Origin of the sequence: Ensifer sp., assembly GCF_035999185.1 — a bacterium.
Lineage (GTDB): Bacteria > Pseudomonadota > Alphaproteobacteria > Rhizobiales > Rhizobiaceae > Ensifer.
Genome location: NZ_DASYHB010000205.1, coordinates 357,687 through 382,517, shown reverse-complemented (window position 1 = coordinate 382,517; position 24,831 = coordinate 357,687). Strand labels below are relative to the sequence as shown.

Here is a 24,831-nt window from a genome sequence, read left to right as displayed (position 1 = left end):
CTGATCGATACACGCTCAGAACGAGAGCTTTGCAGCCTCCTCAGCCCAGCGAGCGGAGACGTAGGGCGCGTAATCAGGGAGCACCGCGGGGATCTTGCCCTGCTCGAGCAGGAAGGCCGAGGTCTGCGCGACGGCCTTGGCAGTGGCGCCGCCAAGCAGGTCGGAACTTGCCTGTTCCTCCAGCGACGGGAAGTAGTACCCCTTCAAAAGGCTCGGTACGTCCTCAGGCTTCGCGCCGGTGAGGCGGGCGATCTTTTCGGCCTGCGGCGAGCCCGCATTCCAGGCGTCGGGCTTGGCGCGGTAGTCCGCATAGGCATCACCCGTCACCTTGACGAAGCCGGTGACGATTTCAGGATGTTCCTCGGCGAACTTCTTGCTGACGATCCAGGCGTCGAAGGTCGGGCCACCCCATTTCGCGACGTCGGCGGATGTTGCAAGAACGGTTGAGGTCTTCTTGATCTCCGAGAGCACCGGATCCCAGACATAGGCGCCGTCGATATCGCCGCGTTGCCAGGCTGCGGCAATTTCCGGTGGTCTGAGATTGAGGATTTCGACAGACTTCGGATCAATCTTCCAGTGTTTCAGGGCGGTCAGCAGGCTGTAGTGTGCCGTCGAAACGAATGGCGTGGCGATCTTCTTGCCGGCAAGCTGCTCCGGCTTATCGATGCCCTTAACAGCCAGCGCTTCGGCATCGCTGATCAGGCCGACGACGAAAATGGTCTCGAACGGGAGTTGGCGGCTTGCGGCGGCGGCCAGCGGCGACGAGCCGACATAGCCGATATCGATCGAGCCGGATGCAAGTGCCGCAATCACGTCCGCGCCGCCGTCGAATTTCTGCCAGTTGATCTTTGCGCCGGTCACCTTCTCGTAGGTGCCGTCCGCCTGAGGCACGCGCGACGGTTCGACGATTGGCTGGTAGCCGATCGTCAGCGTCGTTTCAGCCGCATGGGCTGGCAGTGAAAACTGGGCGGCCACCAGAAAGGCGGCGCTGGTGGCAAGAAGGGTACGTCTGCGGATGGTCATAATGTGCTCCTCCGTGGGCGGGTTCCGGCCCCGTCACGGAGCCCTGTCGATATGATTATTAAAAAGGTAGATTTTATATAGAAAAAGCATTCCACATTTCGTGCGTTCGACGTGAGGCCATTCCAAAGTTTGCGTGCCGTCGCGATATACGGCACCACACCTGCGTCAGAGCTTGACGCCGCCATAGAGGCCGTTGTGATAGACGATCGGTTCGCCAGAGCCGGTGGTGATTGCAACAACCCGGCCGATGATGATCGCATGGCTATGACGCTCGATAATCTCTTCGACCTCACAATCGATGGCGGCGAGCGCGCCGATCAGTGCTGACGCACCGCTGGCCAAACGGATCCAGTCGGCGCCGTCGTAGCGCGCAGCCCCTTTCGCGCCGTCGATGCCGGAAAAACGTTCCGCAACCCGCTGCTGTTCGCGCGACAGAACGTTCACGCAGAAATGCCGGTAGCGTTCGATGACGGGCCAGGTCGAAGACGTCCTGTTGATGTTGACGACCATGGTCGGGGGATCGACGGAAAGCGCCGTCGCCGAGGTCACGGTGGCACCGGTCCGCTCGTCGCCGACGCCTGCGGTGATGACCGAGACACCACCTGAGAGGTTGCGCATCGCCGCTTTCAGCGCGGGCGGCGTGATCGGTTCATAGCCGTTGGTGTGAACGATGGCGTTGAATGCTGGAGAAGCGGCGAGCGCGATTGTCATGGCAAACCCTCGAAAAATTCCACCTAATTCCCGGTTGCAAACTGCCAAAGCGGGAAAAATTTTTCCTCGCACCAAAAATGAGCGTCCGATTTTTGATTGTCAATAAATTTTATAGAGTTTATGTTTTTCGCAATGAGGTGCGCGGCTCGGCCGCAATCGAGGTTGCAAGGAGGCTTTGCCAAATGGGAATTGTGCCTGAGACGTTCGCCACGAAAATTCCCGAAAAAATCAATGTGCTATGGTTCCTGCCGACCCACGGCGACAGCCGTTATCTCGGAACAACCCGTGGCGGCCGCAATGTCGATCTCAACTATCTCAGGCAAGTGGCACAGGCCGCCGACCAGCTCGGCTATTATGGCGTACTCATCCCGACCGGACGCAGTTGCGAGGATAGTTGGGTGGTCGCCTCGGCGCTGGCGCCGCTCACCGAAAAGCTGCGTTTTCTGATCGCCGTGCGGCCTGGCCTCCTGTCGCCGACGCTGGCGGCGCGCATGACGGCGACACTCGACCGGCTCTCGGGCGGCCGACTGCTGATCAATGTGGTCACAGGCGGCGACCCGATCGAGAACAAGGGCGACGGCATTCACCTTTCGCACACGGAACGCTACGAGGTGACAGAGGAATTCCTCAACATCTACAAGGCTGTGCTGCGTGGCGAAGAGGTCGACTTCAAGGGAAGTCATTTCGATATCGAAGGTGGGAAGCTGCTTTTTCAGTGCGTTCAGAGACCTCAGCCCCCGCTCTACTTCGGCGGTTCGTCGGGGAAGGGGCAGGAAGTCGCCGCGCGCACGATCGACAAATACCTGACCTGGGGCGAGCCGGTTGAGGATGTCGCAAGGAAGGTTGCGGAGGTTCGCGCCTTGGCCGAAGCCGAGGGCCGCGACGTCACGTTCGGCATTCGTCTGCACGTCGTTGTTCGCGAAACGGCAAAGGAAGCGTGGCAGGCGGCCGACGAACTGATACAATATGTGGACGACGACACGATTGCTGCCGCACAGAAGGTGTTCGAGCGCATGGATTCGGTTGGTCAGAGCCGCATGAGCCGCCTGCATGGCGGTCGCCGTGACAAGCTCGAAATCGCCCCCAATCTCTGGGCCGGCGTCGGTCTGGTGCGCGGAGGTGCCGGCACTGCACTGGTCGGCGACCCCGATCAGATCAAGGCGCGTATGGAGGAATACCGACAGGTCGGCATCGACAGCTTTATCCTGTCCGGCTACCCGCATCTGGAGGAAGCCTACCGCTTCGGCGAACTGGTGCTGCCGAACCTGCCGCTTGCCCATTCGATCCCCGCGCGCGAAACGTCGATCAACACCGGGCCGTTCGGCGAAACGATCGCCGGGGACCACCGCCCCAAGCTGAAGGTTTCGCAATCGTGACGGGCGTGCGTCGACCGGTCATTGCCATCGTCGGCGGCGGCTTTACAGGCGCGGTGATCGCAGGAAACCTCGCCCGCAACGCCGCCAGCGACGGGACGTCCATCATCATTCTTGAACCGCGCGAGCGCCTTGGCGCGGGCCTCGCCTACGACACGGCCAATCCGGCCCATCGCACCAATGTGCCCGCGGCGCGCATGAGCCTCGTTCCCGACGATCCCGACGATTTTCTCGATTGGCTTTCGGCCAACGGCGAGCCAAGTGACGACGCCGAAGCGCGCGCGGACGATGGCAACCTTTATGTACGGCGGGCGGTATTCGGCCGCTATGTCGGCGAATTCATCGCCCCGTTCCTGACGAGCGGCAAGGTCGTGCACCGGCGAGAGCGTGTGGCTCACATCGAGCGGCGCGGGAAGCGCTGGCGCCTGAGGTCTACGGCTGGCACGGACCTACTCGCTGACATTGTCGTCATAGCCACCACGCACCCTGCGCCGTGCGCACCGAAGGATGTGGTCGCAGCGTTGCAGGGACACCCGCGCTACGTGCCCGACTCTACGGCCTGCGATGCGCTTGCCTGTATTCGGCCGGACGACAGTGTTCTGGTGCTCGGCAACGGCCTGACGTCAGCGGACGTGATCGCCTCGTTGCGCCGCGCCGACCATCGCGGTCCGATCGTCGCCTTGTCGCGCAGGGGCTTGAGGTCGCGCGGTCATGCCGGCAGGTCCCAGGAACCGTACGGCGATTTCCTCAGCAATCCTGCGCGAAATGCGCTCGACCTACTGCGGCGCGTGCGCCAGGCCATCAGCGAAGCGGCCGCGACCGGGGCCAGTTGGCATGCGGTTTTCGACGCCTTGCGCAGCCAGGGCGGGCAAATCTGGCGTGCCCTGCCGGTGTCCGAGCGCCGCCGCCTCGTGCGGCGCTTGCGGCCCTTCTGGGATGCGCATCGGTTTCGTGTCGCGCCGCAGATCGAAAATCAAATCCGGCAAGCGATCGAAGCGGGGCAGCTACGCGTCCTCGGTGCGCCAATCGAAGGCGTCGAGAGAGATGGCGAGGTCATCGCTGTCAATGTCCGCCACCGGCAGACACGGGCACAGGAACGTCTGCTGTTTGACGCCTGCGTGGTCACGACGGGGCCGGCCCACACCGGCATCCTTTCGAGCCAGAGTTGGCTCACGGATCTCGCGTTGCAGGGCTGGCTGCGCCCGGACGACGTTGGACTTGGCCTTGCCTGCGATGAGGGGAGCCGTGCAATCGGCGTCGACGGGACGTCGGAAAAATCGCTGATCGTTGCCGGGCCACTGGCGCGGGGCACGTTTGGAGAGCTCATGGGGCTGCCGCAGGTCAACGACCACGCGATTTTCGTTGCCGATCAGATCGCCGAGATGCTGGTGCGCGAGGGCAAGGCTGCCGGTCGCCGGCGGGCAACGGCCTCGCAGGTTCGCCGGCAGCTGGCCGCAACGGTCGGCGGCAGCGCTACCCAGTGACGGGTTTGACCTCGCCGTCAAGGCGCCGCGTCCAGTCCTCGACCGCGCGCGTTTGCAGACGCTTGGCCGCGTAGTCGCGCCAGCTCGACGGCAGGATGTCGAGGCCGGCGATCTCCGCGAGCGCGTCGCGGTTCAGCGTATCGACGTAGAGATAGTGCCAGAGCCGCGCGATGGTCCATTCGGGGTGGCGGCGCTCGACCCGTTGCATGACGTCTCCGGCCGAAACCACGCCCTCTTCGATGACCCGGTAGTACCACCCGGTGCGGCCGGACTGCTGAACACGGCGCGCCATGTCGGCAAGGCCGAAACGACGGTTGAGTTTCCAGCAAGGCTGGCGGCCCTGACTGACCTCCAGCAGCGCGCCGCCGAGGCGAAACCGGTCGCCGACGGCCACATCCCTTTCTGTCAGACCCGATACGGACATGTTCTCGCCAAAGGCGCCCGGTTGCTCAAGCAGCGCAAGGAAGCCGATCTCGTCCGCCCAGGCTCGGTAATGGTCCCGAGGATAGTGATGCACGGCCTTGTCGATGCCGCCGTGTCTTTTGAGGTCCCCCTGCTGGTCGCCGGAAAGGCCGGTGGCGCCAAGATGCACCGGGCCAATGGCCGGTCGCTTGTCGATGCCGCTCAAGGTTCCCCGTTCGTCGATCGGGGAAAGCGTGCCCACGAGCAAGGCATCGAGAGGGATCGGCTGGCGGTCAACCATCTGTTGTCTCCAGCCATTCAACGATCATCGCGACGGCTGCCGTCGTCAGACGCGGGCCCAGGCGCCGGGCATCTGAGCGCAGTTCCTGCACCTTCAATCCGGCGGCCGCCAGTTCGCAGGCATGGCCGACGAGCCAGCGTTCGAACGCGGCGCCGGGTTCCGCTTCTGGGTGAAATTGCAGCCCTAAGACGTTCTTTCCGCGTGCAAAAGCCTGCTGGGTAACCTGTTGCGTGGATGCCAAAAGGTCTGTACCTGCAGGCAGGTCATAGGTGTCGCCGTGCCAATGGAGCACAGGGACGTCGACGAGATGACGAAGGCACGAGGTACGCCCCGCCGCCGTCAGGTTCAACGGCGAGAAGCCGATCTCCTTGATGCCTGACGGGTAGACCCGGCGCGGGCGATCAGTTGAGCGCCAAGGCAAATGCCGAGCGTCGGCCGATTGGCCGCAAGGCGCGCCTGGAGCATGGCGATTTCGTCGGTGACGAAGGGGTAGGCTTCGTCCTCGTAGACGCCGATCGGTCCTCCAAGCACGACCACGAGATCGGGCTCTGACGGATCGAAGGAGAGATATCCTTCGCTGCCGACATCGCGGCACTCGATGTCAAAGCCTGCTGAACGCAACGGGTCTGCGAAGCTGCCGAGGTCTTCGAAGTGGACGTGCCTGACGGCGACCGCCTTTCTTGTCGTCATTCTCTTCCAGTCTCCCTGTTGCCGATCGCCGTTCGGGCCATGTCCGGATCGATTGCGCAGCCGTCCGCCGTGCATCCGGTGCGTTCGGGACCAGCTGCGCCAAGCGCCGGCATTGGTTCAGCGAGCAGTGTGGCAAGACGTGCGCCGATGATCATGTCGTCCTCAATGCCGAAGCGATGGTATTCGACATGGCCGTCGCGACCGATGATGATCGCCGTCGGTGTTCCGCGCATACCGAAGCGCTCCATCGTCTTCGGTATCAGCCCGGTATCGGATGGCTCATCAACGGCGATCGGGAAGGTCAGCCGGTATTCATGAATGAAGGCCTTGAGCGCATCCGGGGTCATAACGGCATGATGTTCGAACACCGTGTGCAGGCCGATGACCTGCAGGTCGGTGTCGCGAAAAACGTTCTGGACCCGCTGGGTCTGCGGCAAGCCATGCGAGACACAGGCCGGGCAGAGCATTTGAAACGCGTGCAGAAACACCACCCGCCCGCGAAGCTTTTCCAGGCTCAGGGGTGCGGGTGTGTTGAACCAGGTCGAGACGGCGAGTTCCGGCGCCTTTATGCGAAAACTGCTGTTCATTGTCCTTGTCTCCGGAGAGCGCCGGACGGCGGGTCACCGTCCGGCTGGAACGGGAGAGGGGACGTGCGCGTCTCCTCCTTCCACGTCCCTTTGTGTGAGTGGATGTCTCAGGCCGCTTCGCGAACGAGCTTCACGCCGGGGAAATCGACCGGTACGGCAAGCGCGACGTTGATGTAGTTGGTGAACAGATTGAGCGAGACATGCGCAATGATCTCGACGATATCCTGGTCATCAAAACCGGCATCACGGAGTGCGCGGACATCTGCGTCTGCTATCTGCCCGCGGGCGTCGACGAGCGTCCGGGCAAAGGCGAGGGCGGCTGCCGTCTTGGGATCCGCCGACCTTCCGCGCTGCGCGCTTGCCATTTCGTCAGCGGTCGCCCCGGCCTTGCGGCCGAGAGCGGTATGCGCTGCCAGGCAATAGTGGCAGTCGTTGCGGTCCGCGACGGCAACGGCGATCTGCTCGCCAAGCTTGGCGCCAAGGCGCCCCTTGCCGAGTGCGCCGAAGGAGCCCCACATGCTGGCAAGGGCCGCCGGAGAGTTTGCGACCGCCTTGAACATGTTGGGCGCTACGCCGAAGGCCGAACGGATTTCGCCAAGCAGTTCGGCGCTGGTGCCGGTTGCCGAACTGGGGTCGACTAGATTAATTCTGCTCATGGTTTTCTCTTTCTGTTTGCGTGGAGGGAGAAAATTGCCGGTTCGACGATGGCAGTCGTCGGATCGGCGCCAACATCACCGGCAGTCCGATTGCGAATAGAAACAATGCTTTGGACGCCGATGCTGAAGCTTCGTTCGAAGGTGCCGCTACGGCACCTTCATTTTTAGCGTGTCCGGCCTTGGCCGCGGCCTTTCGCTGCCCGTTCAAGGCGATCCGCGGTTGAACACGCGCCATGCGGCTTGCTGGGTTTCCGGTTCGGCACCGTCATATTCACCGCAGTCGATCCGCAATTGCGCCGGTCCGAAGGCTGCATCGACAAATGCGCAATGATGCGGCGCCTGTGGGTCGTCGTGGACGTTTGGTCGGAAATACCGACAGTTGACGCACATGCGCTGTTCCGGAATGGCACCCGTCGTCTGCAGATTGCGGATGATCTTTACGAGATGGACGAGCAGGTCCTGCTGCTCCAGCTTTGACAGCGAGACAATGGCATCTTCTGTCGCGGAGGCAAGTTGTCCCGCCTGCCGCACCGCTGCTAGGCCCGCTGGCGTTGCAGCGACAGAAAGCGCGCGTGCGTCGCTGGGGTCGGCCTGCTTTTCGACCAGGCCCTTGCGCAGCAGCGCATTGACCGAGTCCGTTGTCGTCGGCTGGCTGACGCCGAGATAGGCGGCGATCTGTTTCACCCGCATTCCGCTCCGGCCGCGGGCGACCAGAAAGGTCAGGATCTGCAGCTGCGTCGGATTGAGGCCGATGGCGTCCGCGGCGGTCCAGGCTTCCGTGCGCATGGCGGTTGCCACGCGGGACAGCCCGTCGCCGATGCGATCAACCAGGGAAGGTGTGGCGTCAGGTTCGTTGCTCATGAGGTATTTATATAGGAATCCTATGTATTGTCAACGCGCATGAAATGCACAGTGAATTTGACGCGCATCAAAGTCGCTGAGACGCGTTCAGAATATCTCTCCTTTTGAACAACCCGGGCACGGGCTGGTCGATCAATTGGAGAAAACGATGTTGAATGCAATCAAGAGCGGATTGGGTGTCGCCATCCTGGCAATGCTTGTCTCAGCGCCTGTAGCCGCCGCAGACTTCGAAGTGCACATGCTGAACAAGGGCAAGGACGGCGCGATGGTGTTCGAACCGGCGTCGCTGAAGGTTGCGCCTGGAGACACCGTCACGTTCATTCCGACTGACAAGGGCCACAATGTCGAGACCATCAAGGGCATGATCCCGGAGGGTGCCGCGGCCTTCAAGAGCAAGATCAATGAAAACTACAAGGTGACCTTCACCGCGCCCGGCCTCTACGGTGTCAAATGCACGCCCCATTACGGCATGGGCATGGTCGGCGTCGTCCAGGTCGGCGAGAGCGCTGCCAACCTCGAGGCCGTAAAGTCCGCCAAGAACCCGAAGAAGGCACAGGAGCGCCTTAACGCGGCCTTCGCGGCTCTCGGAAACTAGGCGTCTGAGCCCCGGAGTGGGGCTATGTCCGTGCGGAACCAATGCGAAGGCTTTGCGTTGGTGCCGCATGGAACAGATCACCGCTGAATTCTTTCCGCCATCGCATATTCCCTATCCGATCATTGTCGCACGGATTATCGGTGCCCTGTTCATGGGTGCGGTCATTGGCTTCGAACGTGAGGCGAAGGCGAGGCCCGCCGGTCTCAAGACCCATATGCTCGTCTGCCTGGCCGCCTGCACCTTCAGCATCATTTCGCTTGAAAGCGTGGGTCTCCGGGGTTTCGTCGACGACCGGGTGCGGATCGATCCGCTGCGGGTTGTGGAAGCGGTGACGGCGGGTGTCGCTTTCCTTGCCGCCGGTACGATCGTGCTGTCGCGCGGCGAGGTCCATGGCATCACGACCGGCGCCAGCCTCTGGCTCGCCGGCGCAGTCGGCCTTTCGGTCGGCTTCGGTCATTGGATCGTCGCGGGCATTGCGGTTGGCGCTGCATTCTCGGTTCTCGTCTTGGTTGGTTGCCTTGAGCCCAAGCCGTCGCGGGAGGGGAACGCCCCAGCACCGCGCAAAGAACCGCTGAAGACGCAAGACGAGCTTTAGGACGCCGGAGCCGGAACGCCGGCAGGTTCCGCCCGCAACGCTGCTGACATTGCCAGATCGATACCCGTCGCAAGGGCTGAACGAGGCCGTCTGTCGCGGCCTTAAGCGCGTGCTGTTCGTCGCGACGCGGACCCACAGGTTGACTTTCGCTACGGGTCACCAGACCACCTCAAAACACGGCTCGAATAGGGAAAATCAGTTCGGCAATCCCTGTCGAAACGGGTTATGGTCAAGGGTGTGTCTTCGAAGGGAGGTTCGATGGACTCTGCCGGTTCTCTCGCCGCCAAGTTGCTATCGGCGACGCTCATGTTCGACAGGACCTCCTTGGCGGCACTGGAGGCCCTCGCTGCCAATTCCGATCGCCGGATCGTCCGACGCGGTGAGGTCCTGGTCCGCCAGGGTGAGCCGTCGGATCGGTTTTTTGTCGTCCTGTCCGGCCGCTTTACCGTGCACAGGGACGATGTGGCCGCCCCCGTTGCCGAGATCGCGCAGGGCGAACTTGTCGGCGAGGTTGGCTTCTTCGCCGGCCTTCCACGCATGGCCACTGTCGTGGCGGTTCGCGATTCCATTGTGCTGTCCATCCGCGATGACCAGTTCGAGGAGGCCGCAAGATCTTTGCCGAGCCTGCGCCAGTCGGTCACCACGTTTCTGGCGCGCCGGTTCGCCATGCAACCGCCGGCATCGCCCCGCACCAAAGATCCGTCTCGGATAAGAACTTTGGCGATCGTTGCGGCAGGCCACAACCGCATTTCGCCTGTTTTCGTCGAACGGCTTCGCAAGGCCTTCGCCGCCGGCACACGCACGGCCTTCCTCGCCAGGGCTGACATCGAGGGGCGTTTCGCCGGTGTGCCGGTCGACGATCAGCCGGTACTCGACTGGCTCAACCACCTGGAAACCAAGGCGGGGGGCATCGTCTACATCGCTGATGAAGAGCCGAGCGACTGGACGCGGGTCTGCATTCGTCAAGCCGACAGCGTCCTTTTGGTTGGCGAGGCGACGCGCTCTGCGGAGCTCAATCCGTCTGAGGAACTGGCGCTGTCGGTTCATCCGCCGTCGAGCCTTCGGCTCGTTCTCCTGCACGGTAAGCGCACCGCAACGGTCTCCGGAACTGCGGCATGGCTGAAGGCGCGTGCTGACATCAGGCAACATCATCATGTTTCGCTGGAGGATCAATCCGACGTCGAGCGGCTGGTGCGGTTCGTTGCGGGAGAGGCGAGGGGCTTCGTCGCTGCCGGCGGAGGTTCGCTCGGCTGCGCCCATCTCGGTGTCTACAAAGCCTTTGCGTCGGCAGGCGCCAGTTTCGACTATCTCGGTGGGACCAGTTCGGGAGCCGCGATGATGGCGGGTTTTGCCAGGGGGCTGGACGCAGACGCAATCGACCGCGCAACCCATCAGATCTTCGTCAAAAGCCGCGCCTTTCGTCGGCTTACGTTGCCGCAATACGCGCTTCTGGATCACAAGGTGCTCGACCGCACGCTGCAGGCGGAATATGGCGACGTCCTCATCGAGGACCTCTGGTTGCCGTTTTTCGCGCTTTCGACGAACCTCAGCAATGGGCAGCCACATGTCCACCGCCGCGGCAGACTCTGGCAAGCGGTCAGAGCGTCCGGCTCCATTCCGGGCGTGCTGCCGCCCTTCTTCACCGCCGATGGCGACATGCTGGTTGACGGTGCGATCATGAACAACCTGCCGCTTGAACAAATGAAGGAACTGAAGGCGGGCCCGAACGTCGTCGTCAGCCTCGGGGCAGATGGTCCGCGCAAGCACCACGTGGACTACGACAGCATCCCCGGCGCGTCCGAGCTGACGGTGCGGCTGCTGAACCCCTTTGGTCGCGCCGGTTTGCCGAAGGTCCCCAACCTGATCCAGGTGATCACGGCAAGCATGTTGGCGCACCGGCCGCACGAAGTTGAACTCGGCGAGAGAGACCTCCTGATGTCGCCACCGGTGTCGGCAGCAATCAGCTTCATGGACTGGAGCCGGCATTCCGAATTGTTCACCGAGGCTCACCACTGGGCGAGGGCGTGGATAGACGAGCGTCTTGGCGAAAACGATCCGAAGCTTCTGGCAATTCTTGGCGTTTCGCCGCGGCCCGAAACACCCGAGAGGCTCGGTATCGCAAAGGACCGGACCTCGCTCTAGCTCGCCATTTTGCTTTCGATCGGGGAGGGCGATCGGGCGAGTTTCACCATTGCTGACGAGTTGTCATCGTCCCCTTGCAGTTGTAGTATTTTAGGTGGGCCTTGTTTGGGAACGATGTTCTGCCCGACCACATGCTCGCCATCGAGAAGTACCATAGGCATAGGAGCCGCTCGGGATCGCAGGGGCTCGCATTCGAAAGTCGTTCGTCCCCGACTGGCGCACCCATCGGGTTCCCTTGAATGTACCTGCGGGACGTCGTTGGTCCATGTGATGCACGGTCATCGTGTGTTGCGGCGCGACAGCGTTCCCCTTTCCTTGAAGTGGATCAACGCGATGCCTGATAACAAAGACGATCTTGTCAACGCCAGCCCGGTCAGCGCCCAGGACCTGCGCAAGCAGATGCTTCAGCGCGAGATGGAGGAAATGGACAAGGAACAGCGGCTGCGGGCGATAGAGGAGCAGAAACACGCTGATTTCGCCGCAGATTTCCTCAAGAAGCATGTGACGGAAGATGAAATTGCCATGGTCCGCCGCCTGGTTGCCAATGCCGTCAAGGCGGGCAAGTTCGAGGCGATGGTCTACAGCTTCCCCTCCGACCTTTGCTCCGACAGCGGTCGTGCCATCAACAGCGGTGACCGCGATTGGCCAAATACGTTGCAGGGCAAGGCGAAAGAGTTTTTCGAACGCTATCAGACCTTTGGCAAGCCAAACGGCTACAAGCTGAAGGCGATGATCATCAATTTCCCCGGTGGCGTGCCTGGTGACGTCGGCTTTTTCCTGAACTGGGCGCCGGACAAGGCCTGAGCCTTGTGGCGATGCGGCGTTCAGTAGGGACGCCCTGAGGGTGTTCGGCGCAAAAGCTCAGCGGCTTTTGCGCGCATGGAGCGTCGCTCCGGTCTCGCAAGCCAAGCGTTTTTCCGTGCTGCGCTGCAGCTTCGCAGGCGCATGAACCGCGCGCAGTTGCGGCTTGAATTGCTGCTTGCTCTGGCCCTTCGTTCGGAGCCGAAAGAAGGACCAGCAATCACTTTATCGGGACAGTGAGATGATCTCCGCCTTGGCGTGTCCGCTGGCGGAGATCATTTCGGCGCGTTCCTGCATTTGAACTAGAACACGTTTGGCACAGTTCGGCGTGTCCGGTTGTCGTCGACGAAATCGTCAGGCCGTTTCTGGCGCTTGCCAAGGTCGGGTTCTACGAACTTGACGCGTTCGTAGGGGATCGACGAGAGAATGTGCGAGATGCAGTTGATGCGCGCCCGCTTCTTGTCATCCGATGGCACGACCCACCATGGCGCATACTCCGTATCGGTCATCCGCAACATCTCGTTGTAGGCGCGGGTGTAGTCCCACCAGCGCCGATAGGACTCCACATCCATCGGGCTGAGTTTCCATTGCCGCAGGGGATCGGCGATGCGTTGGCGGAAGCGCTTTTCCTGCTCCTTCTCGCTGACATCGAGAAAGTACTTCAACAGGATGATGCCGCTTTCGACCATGGCCGCTTCGAAGCGGGGCGCAAGCTCGAGGAAACGACGGGCTGAATCGTCCGAGCAGAAGCCCATGACGCGTTCCACGCCGGGGCGGTTGTACCAGGAGCGGTCGAAAATCACGATTTCGCCGGCTGCTGGCAGATGCTGGATGTAGCGCTGCATGTAGATCTGCGACTTTTCACGATCCGTTGGCGCGGGCAGGGCAGCTACCCGGAAAACGCGCGGGCTGACACGCTCGGTCAGTCGCTTGATCACGCCGCCCTTGCCGGCGGCGTCTCGCCCTTCGAACACAATGACGATGCGTGCGCCAGACTTCTTGACCCAGGCCTGCAGGTGGGCGGTTTCCTCCTGCAGTCGCGCCAGCTCTTTGGCGTAGCCGCTTGGCGAGGCGTCCTCGGAGACCGCGTCTTCGGTAATCCTTTCGTCGCCGTTCTTGCCTTTATTCTTCTTTTTCCCGTCGTGCTTGCCCATTTTTCCCTCCCTTTTCAAAGCGATCATTGCCGGGTTCGTTGCCGAGAGATTTGGTTGCCGCCCCTTCGACCTGCCCGATGCGGCCATAGCGCGCCTCATAGGCGTCGAGCGCATCCTCCATGCCCTCGAAGATCATGCCTGGCCCAATTTGTTCGATGGTGCCGGCCCGATCGAGCAGCGCGCGCGCGTCCGTATGCAATTCTGCAAGGCCAAGTGCGATACCGCGTTCCTTCAACTCGCCCTGCAGCTCTGCCAGCATATCCGCGGCGGTGCTGTCGATCTGGGGGATTGCGCTTGCGTCGATCACGAGCCAGCGGGCAGGCGGCGGCAGCGTCTCGGCGATCGCCGCCAATCGCTCGCGGACGTAGTCGGCATTGTAGAAAAGCAGGCTGTCCTGGATCATGCAGGCGCCGAAGCCCGGGATCGGGCGGGCGGCCGGCATGCGGTGCAGCTTGTAGAAGCCGTCGCGCCCGGGAATTCTTCCAAGCAGGGCGTCGTGCGGATACATGGCTTGCAACAGCAGATAGATGAGTGTTGCCGCAATGGCGATGACCACGCCGTTCAGCACGCCGAGACCGATGGGCCCCCAAAGGGCGATCAGCGCAAAAATGAACTCGATGCGGTTGACGCGCCAGATCCGTCTTAGCCCCCCGATGTCGATGAGGCTCAGCGCCGTCGCCGCGAGAATTGCGCCGAGTGCTGCTACCGGCAAGACCCGCAAAACGTTGCCGAGAAATAGCACCACGACCATCAAGGCCGCGGCCGCAACGATGCTTGCGATTTGCGACCGTCCGCCGACGGCAAAATTCACTGCCGTTCGGGAATCGGAGGCCGTTACCGGAAAGGTGCCGAACAGGCTGGCTGCCAGATTGGCTGCGCCGAAGCCTGTCAGTTCGCGGTTCGTATCGACACGGTAGCCGCCGAGCGCTGCGAAACTTCGGGCTGCGATGACACCTGAGCCAAAGCTCACCAGGAAAATCGCCGCGCCGCCTGTCAGCAGCGCGTCGATTGGGAGGTCCCCAAGGCGGGGTACGGCGAGCGCCGGCAACCCGTCGGGTATGTCGCCGACGACGGCCATGCCACGGCCTTCGAAATCGAAGAGGTACGAAAGCATGACCGCAAGGAAGACGACAACGACGGGTCCTGGAACCGGTGATTTATAGATGCGTGCAACCTGCAGCAGCGCAAAGCACGCCAATGCGAAGGTGAGTGTCGGCCAATGGATGGAACCGGCCTGCCGCATGAGTTCGATAAGGGGGGAAACAAGTCCCTCGGACTGGATATCGACGCCGGTGACGCGCTTGATCTGCCCGATGAGGATCGACAGCGAGATGCCGGCAAAAAAGCCCGTGAGGATTGGGCGCGAAAGAAAGGTTGCGAGCACGCCAAGCCGCACAAGACGGGCGATCAGGCAGAGGACGCCGACGATGAGGGCCAAGAGTGCTGCCGCCGTGACGCGGTCGGCGGTCTCAGCGGGTGCAGAGAAGACCGTTGAAAGGACCGCCGCCAACACCGTCATTGTTGCGGCATCCGGCCCGACAATCAGTTGCCGCGAGGGTCCGAAAAATGCGTAGGCGACCAGGGGCATGATGCTGGCGTAAAGACCGGTCTCCGGTGGCAAGCCCGCGATCGCCGGATAGGCGATGGCGCTTGGCAAGCCCACCGCCGCGATCGCGACGCCCGCCGAAACGTCGTTGCGAAGCCAGCTCGCCTGGTACCCTTCAAGGTTGGCAAGCAACGGCAGGCGAGGGAGGTTCAGCATGCTGATAACCCGGGTCCCTGTCTTCGTGAGAAAGCACTGTCCGCACACCTCAACGGCCGTGCCACGCGAGAAACGCAAGAAGCGCACTCTACCATTGCGTACATTAGCGATGCAAAACTTTTCGTTGGCGCGGGTCAACGCCGACGCTACAGCACGCCGATCGCTTGATCTCTTTCTGGCTTGTCCAGAACAGCGCACGCCAACCGATCGTCGACCGGGCACGTGCATGCCTTCGGACGAAGCCAGGGGATCCTGAGAACCGACTCACAAGCGCACAAGGGTCTCAGTAATAGGGCGAAACGCACGCCTGCCGCGGGCCATAATAGGGTTGGAAGCTGTTGTCGTAGGCCCGGTAGGACCGGTAGCGGGCGTAGCACCAGCGTGTGTGGGCGCCGCCGCCATAGTAGGTCTGGCGGTAGTATCGCGGCGCATAGTAACGCGGACGGTAGTAGGTCGGGCCGTAGTAGCCTTCCTCATAGTCGCCCGGCCCGTAGTAGGGCGGCTGTGCCAGCAGGCCGCCGATAATCGCGCCGGCGGCAAGCCCGCCAAGCGCCCAGGCCCAATCGTCGTTACTACCGTGGTGATGTCCGTGGCCGTAACCGCCGCCATAGCCACCGTAGTGTCGTCTGTATTGCACCTGTTGTGCTCGTGGCGCATCAATTCCCACCGAACCGGCGGTGGGAAAAGCCATGGCCGGGGCGATACTCGTCAGCGCTGTCGCCAGCGACAAGGCAAAGATTGCTAGCCTCTTCATTGGCCTCACCTCTTTTCCTGCCCTCACCTGATTATAGCGCGGAAGCGTTGACGTGGCACTGCGTTTTAGCGGCCTGAAGGGCGCCGGCGAGCATTACTCGCCGGGACTGGTCTACATCCCCGTGGCAGGTTAGCTGCCGTATTCATCGTGTCGCCGGTTCCATGTGTAAGGCTCGCTCTGCGGCCATCCTGCCGGCGAGTTTTCCCAGTGCTCCTGGCGACCGTAGGGGGTCAGATCCAGATAGGTCCAAAGACTGCCGAGATACTCAACGCCTCGTGCGCCGTTGAAATAGGTGCGATAGATGTCATCGCCGTCGCGCAGGAAAACGCTGACGCCGTGGTGTTCGGTCGTTCTGGTTGGATCGTCCGGGTTGCTGCGCGTGACGCCCATGTCTCGGTTGAAATCGCTGCCGAAGGATGAGTACCAGTTTGGGTGCTGCCACTGCATGCGTTGCTGATACTTTTGCAACTTGTCCAACGGTGCGCGCGAAATCAGGACGATTGACGTGTCGCGCGCGTTGAGATGCGCCGGATGGGTCATTGCGTCGACGACCCAGGAGCAGCCGTCGCAACCGGCCTGCCATTCGGGTGCGAACATAAAGTGGTAGACGACCAGCTGTCGGCGTCCTTCAAACAAGTCGGCAAGCTTCACCGTGCCCGACGGGCCGACAAACGAATACGTCTTGTCAATCTCGACCATCGGCAAGCGGCGTCGTTGGGCGTTCAATTCATCCCGGGCACGGGTGTGGGCCTTCTCCCTTTCAACCTGTTGCTCAAGTGCGGATAGCCACTCTTTCAGCGATACGATCTCAGGCAGCATCATCCATCCCTTCCTTTCGTTGTTTCTAAGCTCACCCCTGATCGAGGCTTGTTGAGCGCCGGGTCGCCAACGACCCGTGGCGAGTGGGGCGCTGTGCTTGTCGGCTTTGGCGGCCCCGTCAAATACTTTGCAAGCCTGTTGAGCGGACGCGGGCAAGCCCGCGGAACTACGCCCATTTTGATATTCATCGTTGCTTGCGATTTAAATATGTTGTAAAAACATAACATGTCAAGCGAGCACAATGAAGACCTGGTTTTTAAGGCCCTGGCCCACCCGCGCCGGCGCGCCATGCTTGATCATCTGAAGGACGAAGCGCGCACCACGGGCATGCTCTGCGAGGCCTTCGCAGAAATGGATCGCTGCACTGTGATGCAGCATCTCAAAGTGTTGGGAGAGGCCGGCCTGATTATCGCGAAGCGTGAAGGGCGGGAGCGCTGGAACCATCTCAATGCGCTGCCGATCAAGCGCATCCACGACCGCTGGATCAGCGGCTATGCCGCCCACGCGATGAGCGTCCTCGACAAGCTCAAATGCGATCTGGAAGGCTGAGGCCTTGCTCGGTCGCGAGAATGAAAAAGTCGACCGTAGACCGACGTCCGGCGGATCAATGCACGCAGATATGATCCAGCCGGTTGCCAAAAAACCATAATTGCTTCACGTAGATCCTCAATCGACACTTTTGGCACTAAGAATTGGGTCAACGCTGAATGCGCATATCATACGTCTTCCTCGGTGCATTTTTTGCGATCGTACAGCCCGTATACGCTGACGTCGCCTCGCCACCCGTGCTGGAACCGTTGAAGCAACAGGCGCAAGCCGCTCAGTTGAGCGCGAAGTTTCTCACGCGGTTCAGCTACAAACCTGTTCCGCTCGACGACGCCTTGTCGGCCAAGGTGATGGACAAGTTTGTCAAATCACTTGATCCGGATCGCATGCTCTTCCGGCAAGCGGACATCGACAGCTTCATGGCTGGACGCACCGAAATCGACGACGCGATAAGGCGGAGGGACCTGAAGATACCGTTTGCGATCTTCAATGTGTACGGCAAGCGCGTGGTCGACCGCATGGATTTCGCCCGCAGCCTGCTCAAGCAGGGCTTTGATTTCAATGCGCAGGAAAACTATCCCGTCGTGCGCGAGAACGCGCCTTGGCCGCAGTCCGAAGCCGAGAGTGACGATCTTTGGCGCAAGCGCGTCAAGAGCGACTGGTTGCGCCTGAAGCTGGGGGGAAGGGCCGACGCGGCTATCCGAGAAACGCTCGACAAGCGATATGCCAACGCTCTCGAGCGCGCATACAAGTACAAGAGCGATGATGTTTTCCAGCTGTTCATGGATGCATACACGACGTCGACTGATCCGCACACGGACTATTTCGGCGCGAATGCTTCTGCCGATTTCAATATTGCGATGAAGCTTTCACTGGTCGGTATCGGTGCGGTCCTGCAGGAGCGCGACGACTACACGACGATCCGCGAGCTCGTTCCCGGCGGGCCGGCACAATTGTCGGGCAAACTTGCGGTCGGGGACCGCATCACCGGTGTTGGCCAGGGCAAGGACGGGGCGATCAAGGAAGTGGTTGGCACGCGCCTGGATGAAGTCGTGCAATTGATACGGGGCAAGGAAGGGTCCGTCGTGCGGCTGGATGTCCTGCCTGCGGATGCCGGAACGGACGCCCCCCACCGCGTCGTCACTCTGGTGCGCGACAAGATCAGCCTTGAAAAGCAAGCGGCCCAAAAGGCTGTGCTGTCGGTGAAAGTGGGCGATTCCACGCGAAAGATCGGGGTGATTACGCTCCCGGCTTTCTACGAGGACTTCGATGCGCGCCGCAAGGGCGACAAGGACTACAGAAGCGCCAGCCGCGATGTCGCAAAGCTACTTGCCGAACTGAAGCAAGATGACGTCGATGGTGTGCTCATCGACGTGCGCAACAATGGCGGTGGTTCTCTGGACGAGGCGATCGATCTTACGGGACTGTTCATCGGCAAAGGCCCGGTCGTGCAGCAACGCGACAGCGACGGCAAGGTTGAGGTCAGAAACTCTGATTTTCCAAAGCCTGTCTGGACGGGCCCTGTGGCCGTTCTCATCAATCGCGGGTCGGCATCGGCGTCTGAGATTTTTGCCGCGGCAATCCAGGATTACGGTCGAGGTGTGATCGTCGGTGAACCCAGTTTCGGCAAGGGAACCGTTCAAGCCGTCGTCAATCTTGACCAGATGGTCGGCAAGAGCAAACCCGAATTCGGTGACCTGAAAGTGACGATCGCCCAGTTTTTCCGGGTCAACGGCGGCACGACGCAGTTGCGCGGTGTGACGCCTGATATCAGCTTGCCAGGGTTTTCCGATCCGACAAAGTTTGGCGAAACCAGCTATGACAATGCCTTGCCGTGGGCGCAGATCAAGCCGGCAAAGTATGCGTCCGCTGATACTGTAAAGGCGGCGCTGCCGACACTGAAAAGCCGGCACGACGCGCGGGTTCAGAGCGATCCCGATTTCCAACGCCTGTTGGAAGACATTGCAGACGTCAAAGCACAGCGCGAGAAAGCGTCTGTATCCCTCAACGAAGCCGACCGCCGCAAAGAGTTGGCTGCCAGGGAAAAGCGATTGAAGTCGCGGGCACAAGAGAGCGGCGCCGATACGGATGGGGATGATGGCCTCAATGCGAACGAGCGCAGCCTGAGCGCTGACATTGCCCTCGAGAACGCCCGCAAGAACGCAAAAGATATCGTGCTCAACGAGGCGGTCGCCATACTGGCAGACGAGGGGGATCTGCAAAAAGGCGTGCTGAAGGCGGCCACACAACAATAGGAAAACCGCCTGCGGAAGGTAACTGGGCGGAAGGCGATCAGGCTGAGCCGCGCAAAGCGTGTCACCGATACCATCAACCCGTCGGGCACGGCCGGACCGCGGTTGGTATTGGCATGTCGGGTGCTCAAACCTTCGCGATAAAGGCTGCCCCGAATATGACAGCTGTCTTCACGCCTCACCCGAATTACTGGGTTCTTTTCGGCAACTACCAGACCGGTGACGTCCTCGAGTTCGATGACGTCACCGGCGCTGTCGAAGTGACCTATGGCGGGGCCTTGACCGCTAGAACGGCAGTGCTCGGCCTCGACAATCTCATTACGGTCGAGTGACAGCAATTTGGGGAAGGCCGCTCACCGCGCGCCATGCCGGCGCTCCCGTGAGCGGCGTCACCTCGGCTTCGAATGCTCGCGCCGTGCGGGCATTCGAGACGCGTGATCCGCAGATCATGCGACGTTTTCGCGCAAAGGCGCTTGTCGGCGCTAAAACTTGAGTATAATACACAAGTATTAGCGTGTGGCCGCGGTCAGGCCGCAGGCTCTCCCTCGAAGTATGCACGATGCCTCTCAAAATGCGCTCCCACGACCACCGCATTACGCTTCACGAGGAAGGGGTAGGGCGGTGACGAAATCTCTCAACCAATGGCTGGGCCTGCTGTTCAGGCGTCATCACAAGGACGTGGTGCGTTACGCTTCACGGTTGATCGGCAATCGCCATGACGGCGAAGACGTCGTGCAGAACGCCTATCTGCGGATGGTCAAGGTCGATAGCCGAACCGTCGAGCATCCGCGCTCCTACTTGTTCAAGGCCGCGAGAAACGCCGCGATCGATTTTCGCATCAAGCTCGAGCGTGAATGGTCGCGTCGGGTGGAGTTCGATCAGGCCGATGCCCTGTCTTCGCCGGAGGATTTTTCGCAGCGCCTGGAGTTTCGCGACAGGGTTGCGACACTTTCAGTGCTGCTGAACGAGTTGCCCCTGGCCTGCCGCACGGCTTTCATCATGAACAAGGTCGAAGGCCATTCGCACCGGGAAATTGCCGAGACGCTGGGCGTTTCGGTCAGCATGGTCGAAAAACATATCCTGCGCGCCTTTTCCCATTGCCGCGATGTGAAACGTGAGATGGGTCATGTCTGATTGTTCCATCTCGCTCATCAGGATTTCCGGTCCGCGCGGCGTCCATGGCAATAGACCGGCATCTGTACCGGACAAAAACTTCGGGGTTCTTCTTGAAACAGACTTCGGCACCATCGCACTGTCCTGCGCGGCACATCTCGGACGAGGCGCTGGTATGGATCGTCCGTCTCCATTCCGGGGAGGCGTCCAGCGAAGACTGGCGTGCCTATCAAGATTGGCGCCGGCAAAGTGCAGAACATGAGATGGCCGCCGCCGAAGCGGAGGCGCTTTGGAGCGATGCGTCACACCTGCGCCGGGACAGCAAGTCTGGTCTTGTCTATCCGGGCCGGAGCAGGGCGGGTGTCTCTCGCCGGCACCTGCTGACAGGCATGATCGGCCTCACGGTTGCCGGCAGCGGGTTGGTCGCCGCGCGGCCGTTGCTGCGAACGCTCGCTTCCGACTATGCGACGGAAACCGCCGAAACGCTTCCAATCTCGCTGCCCGACGGTTCGCGCGTTGTGCTCAATGCCCTTTCAGCCATGGATGTTCACTTCAGTGCACAGGCGCGCCGGGTCACGCTGAAGGAAGGTCAGGCGTATTTCGAGGTCGCGGCAGACGCGCGGCCCTTCATCGTGTCTTGTGGCAACGCCCTGGTCGAAGCGGTTGGAACCGCCTTCGATGTCGATGCCAATGCTCCCGATGGATCGCTTGGCGTTGCCGTCACCAGCCATGCGGTCAGGGTGCGATCTGCACTTGGCGGCAAGCCGGACGGTATCACCCTGTCTGAAGGGGAGCGCGTGACGATCGAACGTGACGGCACCATGGGCGCACCCATCGCCCAGGACCCGGCCATCGCCCTTGCCTGGCAGTCCGGGATGTACGTGGCGGAAAACCGCAGACTGGGCGACGTTGTCGCCGCTCTTGCCCGCTACCACGACGGCTGGATCGTCTTTAGCAGCGACCGCCTCAAGTCGGAGCGCGTCAGCGCCGTACTGGATCTGCGGGCGCCCGATGCTTCACTTGCAGCACTTGCCTCCGGACTGCCGATCAGGGTCACCCGCATGACGCGTTTCATGACGCTGATCTCGGCGGCATGACTATAGCGACCTTTGAATTGCTGCATGTTTTTTCGCGACCCTCGTTGAGGATTTTCGCGCAGCGCCTCGTCTCGGCTAATGAGGGACATGACCTGGTACCAGGAACGCTGATCCCTCGCTCATAGCATGGGAATAGGGGTCAGATGTCCAGACAATCGGGGCGAAACAATTTTCTTAACGCGCTCGTGGTCGCAACCACGGCGGTCGGTTCAATTCACGCGGCCACACCGGCCGCTGCACAAGAGGCGCCTACGGCCCGATCCGGTATCGTCGCCTTCGACATTCCGTCGCAATCCTTGACCTCGGCTCTGACGGCGTTTGCCCGGCAGTCCGGGTTGAAACTCGCCTATTCCGCGTCGCTGACTTCAGGGAAATCCGCGCCTGCGGTTGCCGGATCAATCTCGCCGCCGCAGGCGCTTTCGCTGCTCCTGTCGGGCAGCGGACTTTCCTATCATTTGAATGGCGGGACGGCCACGATTACCGAACGCGTCTCCGGCGCCCATGCCGCGAGCCCCGTTGACGGTGCGACGATGCTCGAGCCGATCTCGGTTCGAGGCGGGATCACCGATCCGGTCGACGCACCCTATGAGACCGCAGCGCCGACGGCCTACATCTCCGAAGACAACATCGAGCGCTTTCGCGGCTCGAGCCCGGCCGACATTTTCCGCGGCACGCCGGGGGTCATGTCCGGGGAGGCGCGCAATGGCGCCGGCGCCGTCGACGTCAACATTCGCGGCATGCAGGGAATGGGCCGTGTGGCCGTTACCGTTGACGGCGCGTCGAACGCGGCAACGGTCTATCAGGGCTACCAGGGCATCTCAAACCGAACCTTCGTCGATCCTGATTTTCTGGGAGGTGTCGATATCACCAAGGGGTCCGATGCCGCCTCGAACGGGATCGCTGGCACGGTGGCGATGCGCACGCTCGACGCGGGCGACATCGTCAAGGAGGGGCGGACCTTCGGCCTGCGCGTCAAGGGTGGCTTCGGCACCAACACGTCGAGCCCACCGCCGGCAGGCACGACGGCCGGCTATGCCTGGCCGGGCGGTACATGGGCGCCGCCTGTGGCGACGGCAAAGAGCGATGGAATGGACCGGCCGTCCTTCCTCGACCCGACCAGCGGTTCAGGCAGCATCATTGGCGCGATGCAGGAAGAAAACATCGACCTCATCGCCGGATACGCCTATCGCCGTCAGGGCAACTACCATGCCGGTAGCAACGGGCCGTCCGCTCGGCCGGTCAGCAAGGGGCCGCAGCCCTATTGCTACGCGGGCGGCACATGCTCGCCGACCTTGAGATGGAAAGACTATATCGACAACGTCGGTATCGCCAATTATCGCGCCGGCGAGGAGGTCCTCAACACCCAGCTCCAGACGAAGTCGTTTCTCGCCAAGGGCACCTTCCGCTTCGAGGACGGCCATAGCCTGCAGATCGGCTACAACGGTTTCAGCAGCGAGGCGGGTGACCTGCTTGCCTCGCGCCTGACGTCGGATCGCGGTCAGGCCGTACAGCAGGGACAGACGGCAGGCACCAAAGTCGATGCCGGAACGCTTCGCTACGGCTGGAAGCCTGACGATAACGAGCTCATAGACCTCAAGGCCAATCTGTGGGCGACGCGGCTGGAGCTGCGCAATCCGCGGCGAAGCGGCGTCCCGTTCCCGCGACCGGAAGATTTCGGCCTGCCGGCAAACTATCGGACCGGGTCTGATACGATCATGTGGGGCGCGGATGTCGCCAATACCTCGGTGCTTTCGACCGACTACGGCGCGCTCGACCTCACCTATGGCTTGTCCTTCCAGAGCGAGGACACCAGGCCGAGTGCATTCACGCCCCAACTCGAGACCTGGCTCGACCTTCGCGACGGCACCCGGCAGGAGGCGGCCGCCTTCACCAAGGCTGCCTGGCAGGCGACCGATTGGCTGACGGTCAACGGCGGCCTGCGCTATCAACATTACTGGACGGAGGATAGAAACGCGCCAGAACAAGCGCGCCTTGGCTACACCTACGACACGGCCCTCAGCGGTGGCGGATTCAGCCCATCGGTGGGCGTGACGCTGGAACCGTTCGAAGGCACCCAGTTTTATGTGAACTATTCGAATGCGCTGCGTTCGCCAAGCATCATGGAAGGGGTCTCGGCCTTCACCATGAACGTCAATTCCAACCTCAGGCCCGAGCGCTCAAGGAACTGGGAAGTGGGCACCAATCTACGACGCGACGGTGTGCTGGCCGCAGACGACACAGCGATGATGAAGCTCGGCTTCTTCGACTGGAACGTCGACAACTACATCGCGCGTGAATGGTACACGGATGCTCGCGGCATATCCGGCATGCGCATCCACAACATCGCCGGCGCCCACTTCCAGGGCATCGAACTGTCCGCCCGTTACGAGCGCGGCGGGTTTTCGGCCGAGCTTGCCGCCAACTATTATACCGATGTCGAATTTTGCCGCACGGCCTCGACATGCGGAAACAAGTCGCTCTACGCCGACTACGCTACCAATCAGGTGCCGCCGGAGTACACGGTCGCACTGACGCTGGCGCAAACATTTCTCGACGACGCGCTGACGGTCGGCGGCCGGGTCTCGCGGACGGGTTCGCGCGCCATCGGTCATGGCGACGTCACCGCGCAAGGGGCCTCGCAGTTCATTTCGTTGATTGACTGGAGGCCGTACACGCTCGTGGACGCCTTTGCGGAATACCGCGTCAACGACAGCCTGACCGCCAGCTTCCGGATCGAAAACCTGACGGATGCCTATTATGTCGACCCCTTGAGCCTCGTCCAGCAGCCCGGCCCAGGGCGCACCTTCTACGCGTCGCTAAAGGCGGAGTTTTGAACGGTCTCCGTGAGAGGATCCGCAAGCAAGCATGCCGGTTTTCAAGTCCGGCATGTTCTGGGTCACGATCTCAACGGCGCAGGCCGTGGCGCGATTCAGTCAGTGCTTCGTGTCAAGCTTTGTCATGCACACGGCACGCCGAAAACTGGACCGTGGCGGACATCAGGGGTCGCTGCCGCAACTATACCGCTGCGACCATAGTCCCCAGGACCGCGCACAGCGCCAGGAAAGCAAAGCCATAAGTTAAGGGGCTATTGTCCAGGACCCCTCCAGCGAATG

The 24,831-nt window shown here is 61.6% G+C and carries 24 protein-coding genes; 12 read left to right on the top strand and 12 right to left on the bottom strand.

Annotated elements, in window-relative coordinates:
* Positions 1-15: 15 nt before the first annotated feature.
* A complete protein-coding gene (gene tauA / locus VGO04_RS29185; protein ID WP_327499453.1) occupies positions 16-1,023 on the bottom strand; it encodes a taurine ABC transporter substrate-binding protein in 1,008 nt (335 codons plus the stop codon).
* 165 nt (positions 1,024-1,188) lie between these two features.
* Positions 1,189-1,641, bottom strand: coding sequence for a flavin reductase family protein (locus VGO04_RS29180; protein WP_327499479.1), 453 nt, complete (start codon positions 1,639-1,641; stop codon positions 1,189-1,191).
* A gap of 275 nt (positions 1,642-1,916) precedes the next feature.
* Between VGO04_RS29180 and ssuD the strand changes: the two genes are divergently transcribed.
* Positions 1,917-3,110, top strand: a complete 1,194-nt coding sequence (ssuD, locus tag VGO04_RS29175) for an FMNH2-dependent alkanesulfonate monooxygenase (RefSeq protein ID WP_327499452.1) — start codon at positions 1,917-1,919, stop codon at positions 3,108-3,110.
* The gene (locus tag VGO04_RS29170; RefSeq protein WP_327499451.1) at positions 3,107-4,591 is read left to right on the top strand and encodes an FAD/NAD(P)-binding protein; all 1,485 of its coding nucleotides are present in this window, start codon (positions 3,107-3,109) and stop codon (positions 4,589-4,591) included. Before ssuD ends, VGO04_RS29170 begins: the two co-directional genes overlap by 4 nt.
* Here VGO04_RS29170 and VGO04_RS29165 read toward each other — a convergent pair.
* The 6 genes from VGO04_RS29165 to VGO04_RS29140 all read right to left on the bottom strand — a co-directional run bounded on the left by VGO04_RS29165 (position 4,581) and on the right by VGO04_RS29140 (position 8,088).
* A complete protein-coding gene (locus VGO04_RS29165; protein ID WP_327499450.1) occupies positions 4,581-5,294 on the bottom strand; it encodes an MOSC domain-containing protein in 714 nt (237 codons plus the stop codon). The genes VGO04_RS29170 and VGO04_RS29165 overlap by 11 nt on opposite strands.
* Complete coding sequence (locus tag VGO04_RS29160) at positions 5,287-5,643, bottom strand: glutamine amidotransferase-related protein (protein WP_327499449.1); 357 nt, start codon at positions 5,641-5,643, stop codon at positions 5,287-5,289. The genes VGO04_RS29165 and VGO04_RS29160 overlap by 8 nt, the downstream gene beginning before the upstream one ends.
* Positions 5,640-5,984: a glutamine amidotransferase-related protein gene (locus VGO04_RS29155; RefSeq protein WP_327499448.1), complete on the bottom strand. Its 345-nt coding sequence runs from the start codon at positions 5,982-5,984 to the stop codon at positions 5,640-5,642. Before VGO04_RS29155 ends, VGO04_RS29160 begins: the two co-directional genes overlap by 4 nt.
* Positions 5,981-6,571: a redoxin domain-containing protein gene (locus VGO04_RS29150; RefSeq protein ID WP_327499447.1), complete on the bottom strand. Its 591-nt coding sequence runs from the start codon at positions 6,569-6,571 to the stop codon at positions 5,981-5,983. Before VGO04_RS29150 ends, VGO04_RS29155 begins: the two co-directional genes overlap by 4 nt.
* A 107-nt stretch (positions 6,572-6,678) precedes the next feature.
* Complete coding sequence (locus tag VGO04_RS29145; protein ID WP_327499446.1) at positions 6,679-7,227, bottom strand: peroxidase-related enzyme; 549 nt, start codon at positions 7,225-7,227, stop codon at positions 6,679-6,681.
* Between the two features lie 204 nt (positions 7,228-7,431).
* A complete protein-coding gene (locus VGO04_RS29140) occupies positions 7,432-8,088 on the bottom strand; it encodes a MarR family winged helix-turn-helix transcriptional regulator (protein ID WP_327499445.1) in 657 nt (218 codons plus the stop codon).
* A 193-nt stretch (positions 8,089-8,281) separates the two neighbouring features.
* Here VGO04_RS29140 and VGO04_RS29135 point away from each other — a divergent pair, with 193 nt between their 5' ends.
* The 4 genes from VGO04_RS29135 to VGO04_RS29120 all read left to right on the top strand — a co-directional run bounded on the left by VGO04_RS29135 (position 8,282) and on the right by VGO04_RS29120 (position 12,224).
* Complete coding sequence (locus VGO04_RS29135) at positions 8,282-8,683, top strand: pseudoazurin (protein ID WP_327499478.1); 402 nt, start codon at positions 8,282-8,284, stop codon at positions 8,681-8,683.
* A 67-nt stretch (positions 8,684-8,750) separates the two neighbouring features.
* On the top strand, positions 8,751-9,278 hold the full coding sequence (locus tag VGO04_RS29130; RefSeq protein WP_327499444.1) for an MgtC/SapB family protein: 528 nt from the start codon (positions 8,751-8,753) through the stop codon (positions 9,276-9,278).
* A 258-nt stretch (positions 9,279-9,536) separates the two neighbouring features.
* Positions 9,537-11,420: a patatin-like phospholipase family protein gene (locus tag VGO04_RS29125; RefSeq protein ID WP_327499443.1), complete on the top strand. Its 1,884-nt coding sequence runs from the start codon at positions 9,537-9,539 to the stop codon at positions 11,418-11,420.
* A gap of 333 nt (positions 11,421-11,753) precedes the next feature.
* The gene (locus VGO04_RS29120; protein WP_327499477.1) at positions 11,754-12,224 is read left to right on the top strand and encodes a histidine kinase; all 471 of its coding nucleotides are present in this window, start codon (positions 11,754-11,756) and stop codon (positions 12,222-12,224) included.
* A 299-nt stretch (positions 12,225-12,523) separates the two neighbouring features.
* Here VGO04_RS29120 and ppk2 read toward each other — a convergent pair whose 3' ends face one another.
* From ppk2 to VGO04_RS29100, 4 genes are all read right to left on the bottom strand, one after another.
* Positions 12,524-13,375, bottom strand: a complete 852-nt coding sequence (ppk2, locus tag VGO04_RS29115; RefSeq protein ID WP_327499442.1) for a polyphosphate kinase 2 — start codon at positions 13,373-13,375, stop codon at positions 12,524-12,526.
* Entirely contained in the window at positions 13,344-15,137 is a 1,794-nt protein-coding gene (locus VGO04_RS29110; RefSeq protein WP_327499441.1) for a SulP family inorganic anion transporter, read from the bottom strand. The genes ppk2 and VGO04_RS29110 overlap by 32 nt, the downstream gene beginning before the upstream one ends.
* Positions 15,138-15,420: 283 nt before the next feature.
* Positions 15,421-15,891 (bottom strand): BA14K family protein, encoded by a 471-nt coding sequence (locus VGO04_RS29105; protein ID WP_327499440.1) that lies wholly within the window; start codon positions 15,889-15,891, stop codon positions 15,421-15,423.
* Between the two features lie 129 nt (positions 15,892-16,020).
* Positions 16,021-16,713, bottom strand: coding sequence for a DUF899 domain-containing protein (locus VGO04_RS29100; RefSeq protein WP_327499439.1), 693 nt, complete (start codon positions 16,711-16,713; stop codon positions 16,021-16,023).
* A gap of 222 nt (positions 16,714-16,935) precedes the next feature.
* Between VGO04_RS29100 and VGO04_RS29095 the strand changes: the two genes are divergently transcribed.
* The 6 genes from VGO04_RS29095 to VGO04_RS29070 all read left to right on the top strand — a co-directional run bounded on the left by VGO04_RS29095 (position 16,936) and on the right by VGO04_RS29070 (position 24,552).
* A complete protein-coding gene (locus VGO04_RS29095) occupies positions 16,936-17,259 on the top strand; it encodes a metalloregulator ArsR/SmtB family transcription factor (protein WP_327499438.1) in 324 nt (107 codons plus the stop codon).
* Positions 17,260-17,417: 158 nt separating this feature from the next.
* Positions 17,418-19,511, top strand: coding sequence for a carboxy terminal-processing peptidase (locus VGO04_RS29090; protein ID WP_327499437.1), 2,094 nt, complete (start codon positions 17,418-17,420; stop codon positions 19,509-19,511).
* A 155-nt stretch (positions 19,512-19,666) separates the two neighbouring features.
* Positions 19,667-19,840 carry a hypothetical protein gene (locus VGO04_RS29085; protein WP_327499436.1) on the top strand — a complete coding sequence of 58 codons (174 nt, stop codon included), beginning with the start codon at positions 19,667-19,669 and terminating at the stop codon, positions 19,838-19,840.
* A 220-nt stretch (positions 19,841-20,060) separates the two neighbouring features.
* On the top strand, positions 20,061-20,642 hold the full coding sequence (locus VGO04_RS29080; protein WP_327499435.1) for a sigma-70 family RNA polymerase sigma factor: 582 nt from the start codon (positions 20,061-20,063) through the stop codon (positions 20,640-20,642).
* Positions 20,643-20,686: 44 nt separating this feature from the next.
* Positions 20,687-21,718 (top strand): FecR family protein, encoded by a 1,032-nt coding sequence (locus tag VGO04_RS29075; protein ID WP_327499434.1) that lies wholly within the window; start codon positions 20,687-20,689, stop codon positions 21,716-21,718.
* A 143-nt stretch (positions 21,719-21,861) separates the two neighbouring features.
* Positions 21,862-24,552 (top strand): TonB-dependent receptor domain-containing protein, encoded by a 2,691-nt coding sequence (locus VGO04_RS29070; RefSeq protein ID WP_327499433.1) that lies wholly within the window; start codon positions 21,862-21,864, stop codon positions 24,550-24,552.
* Positions 24,553-24,831 lie beyond the last annotated feature (279 nt).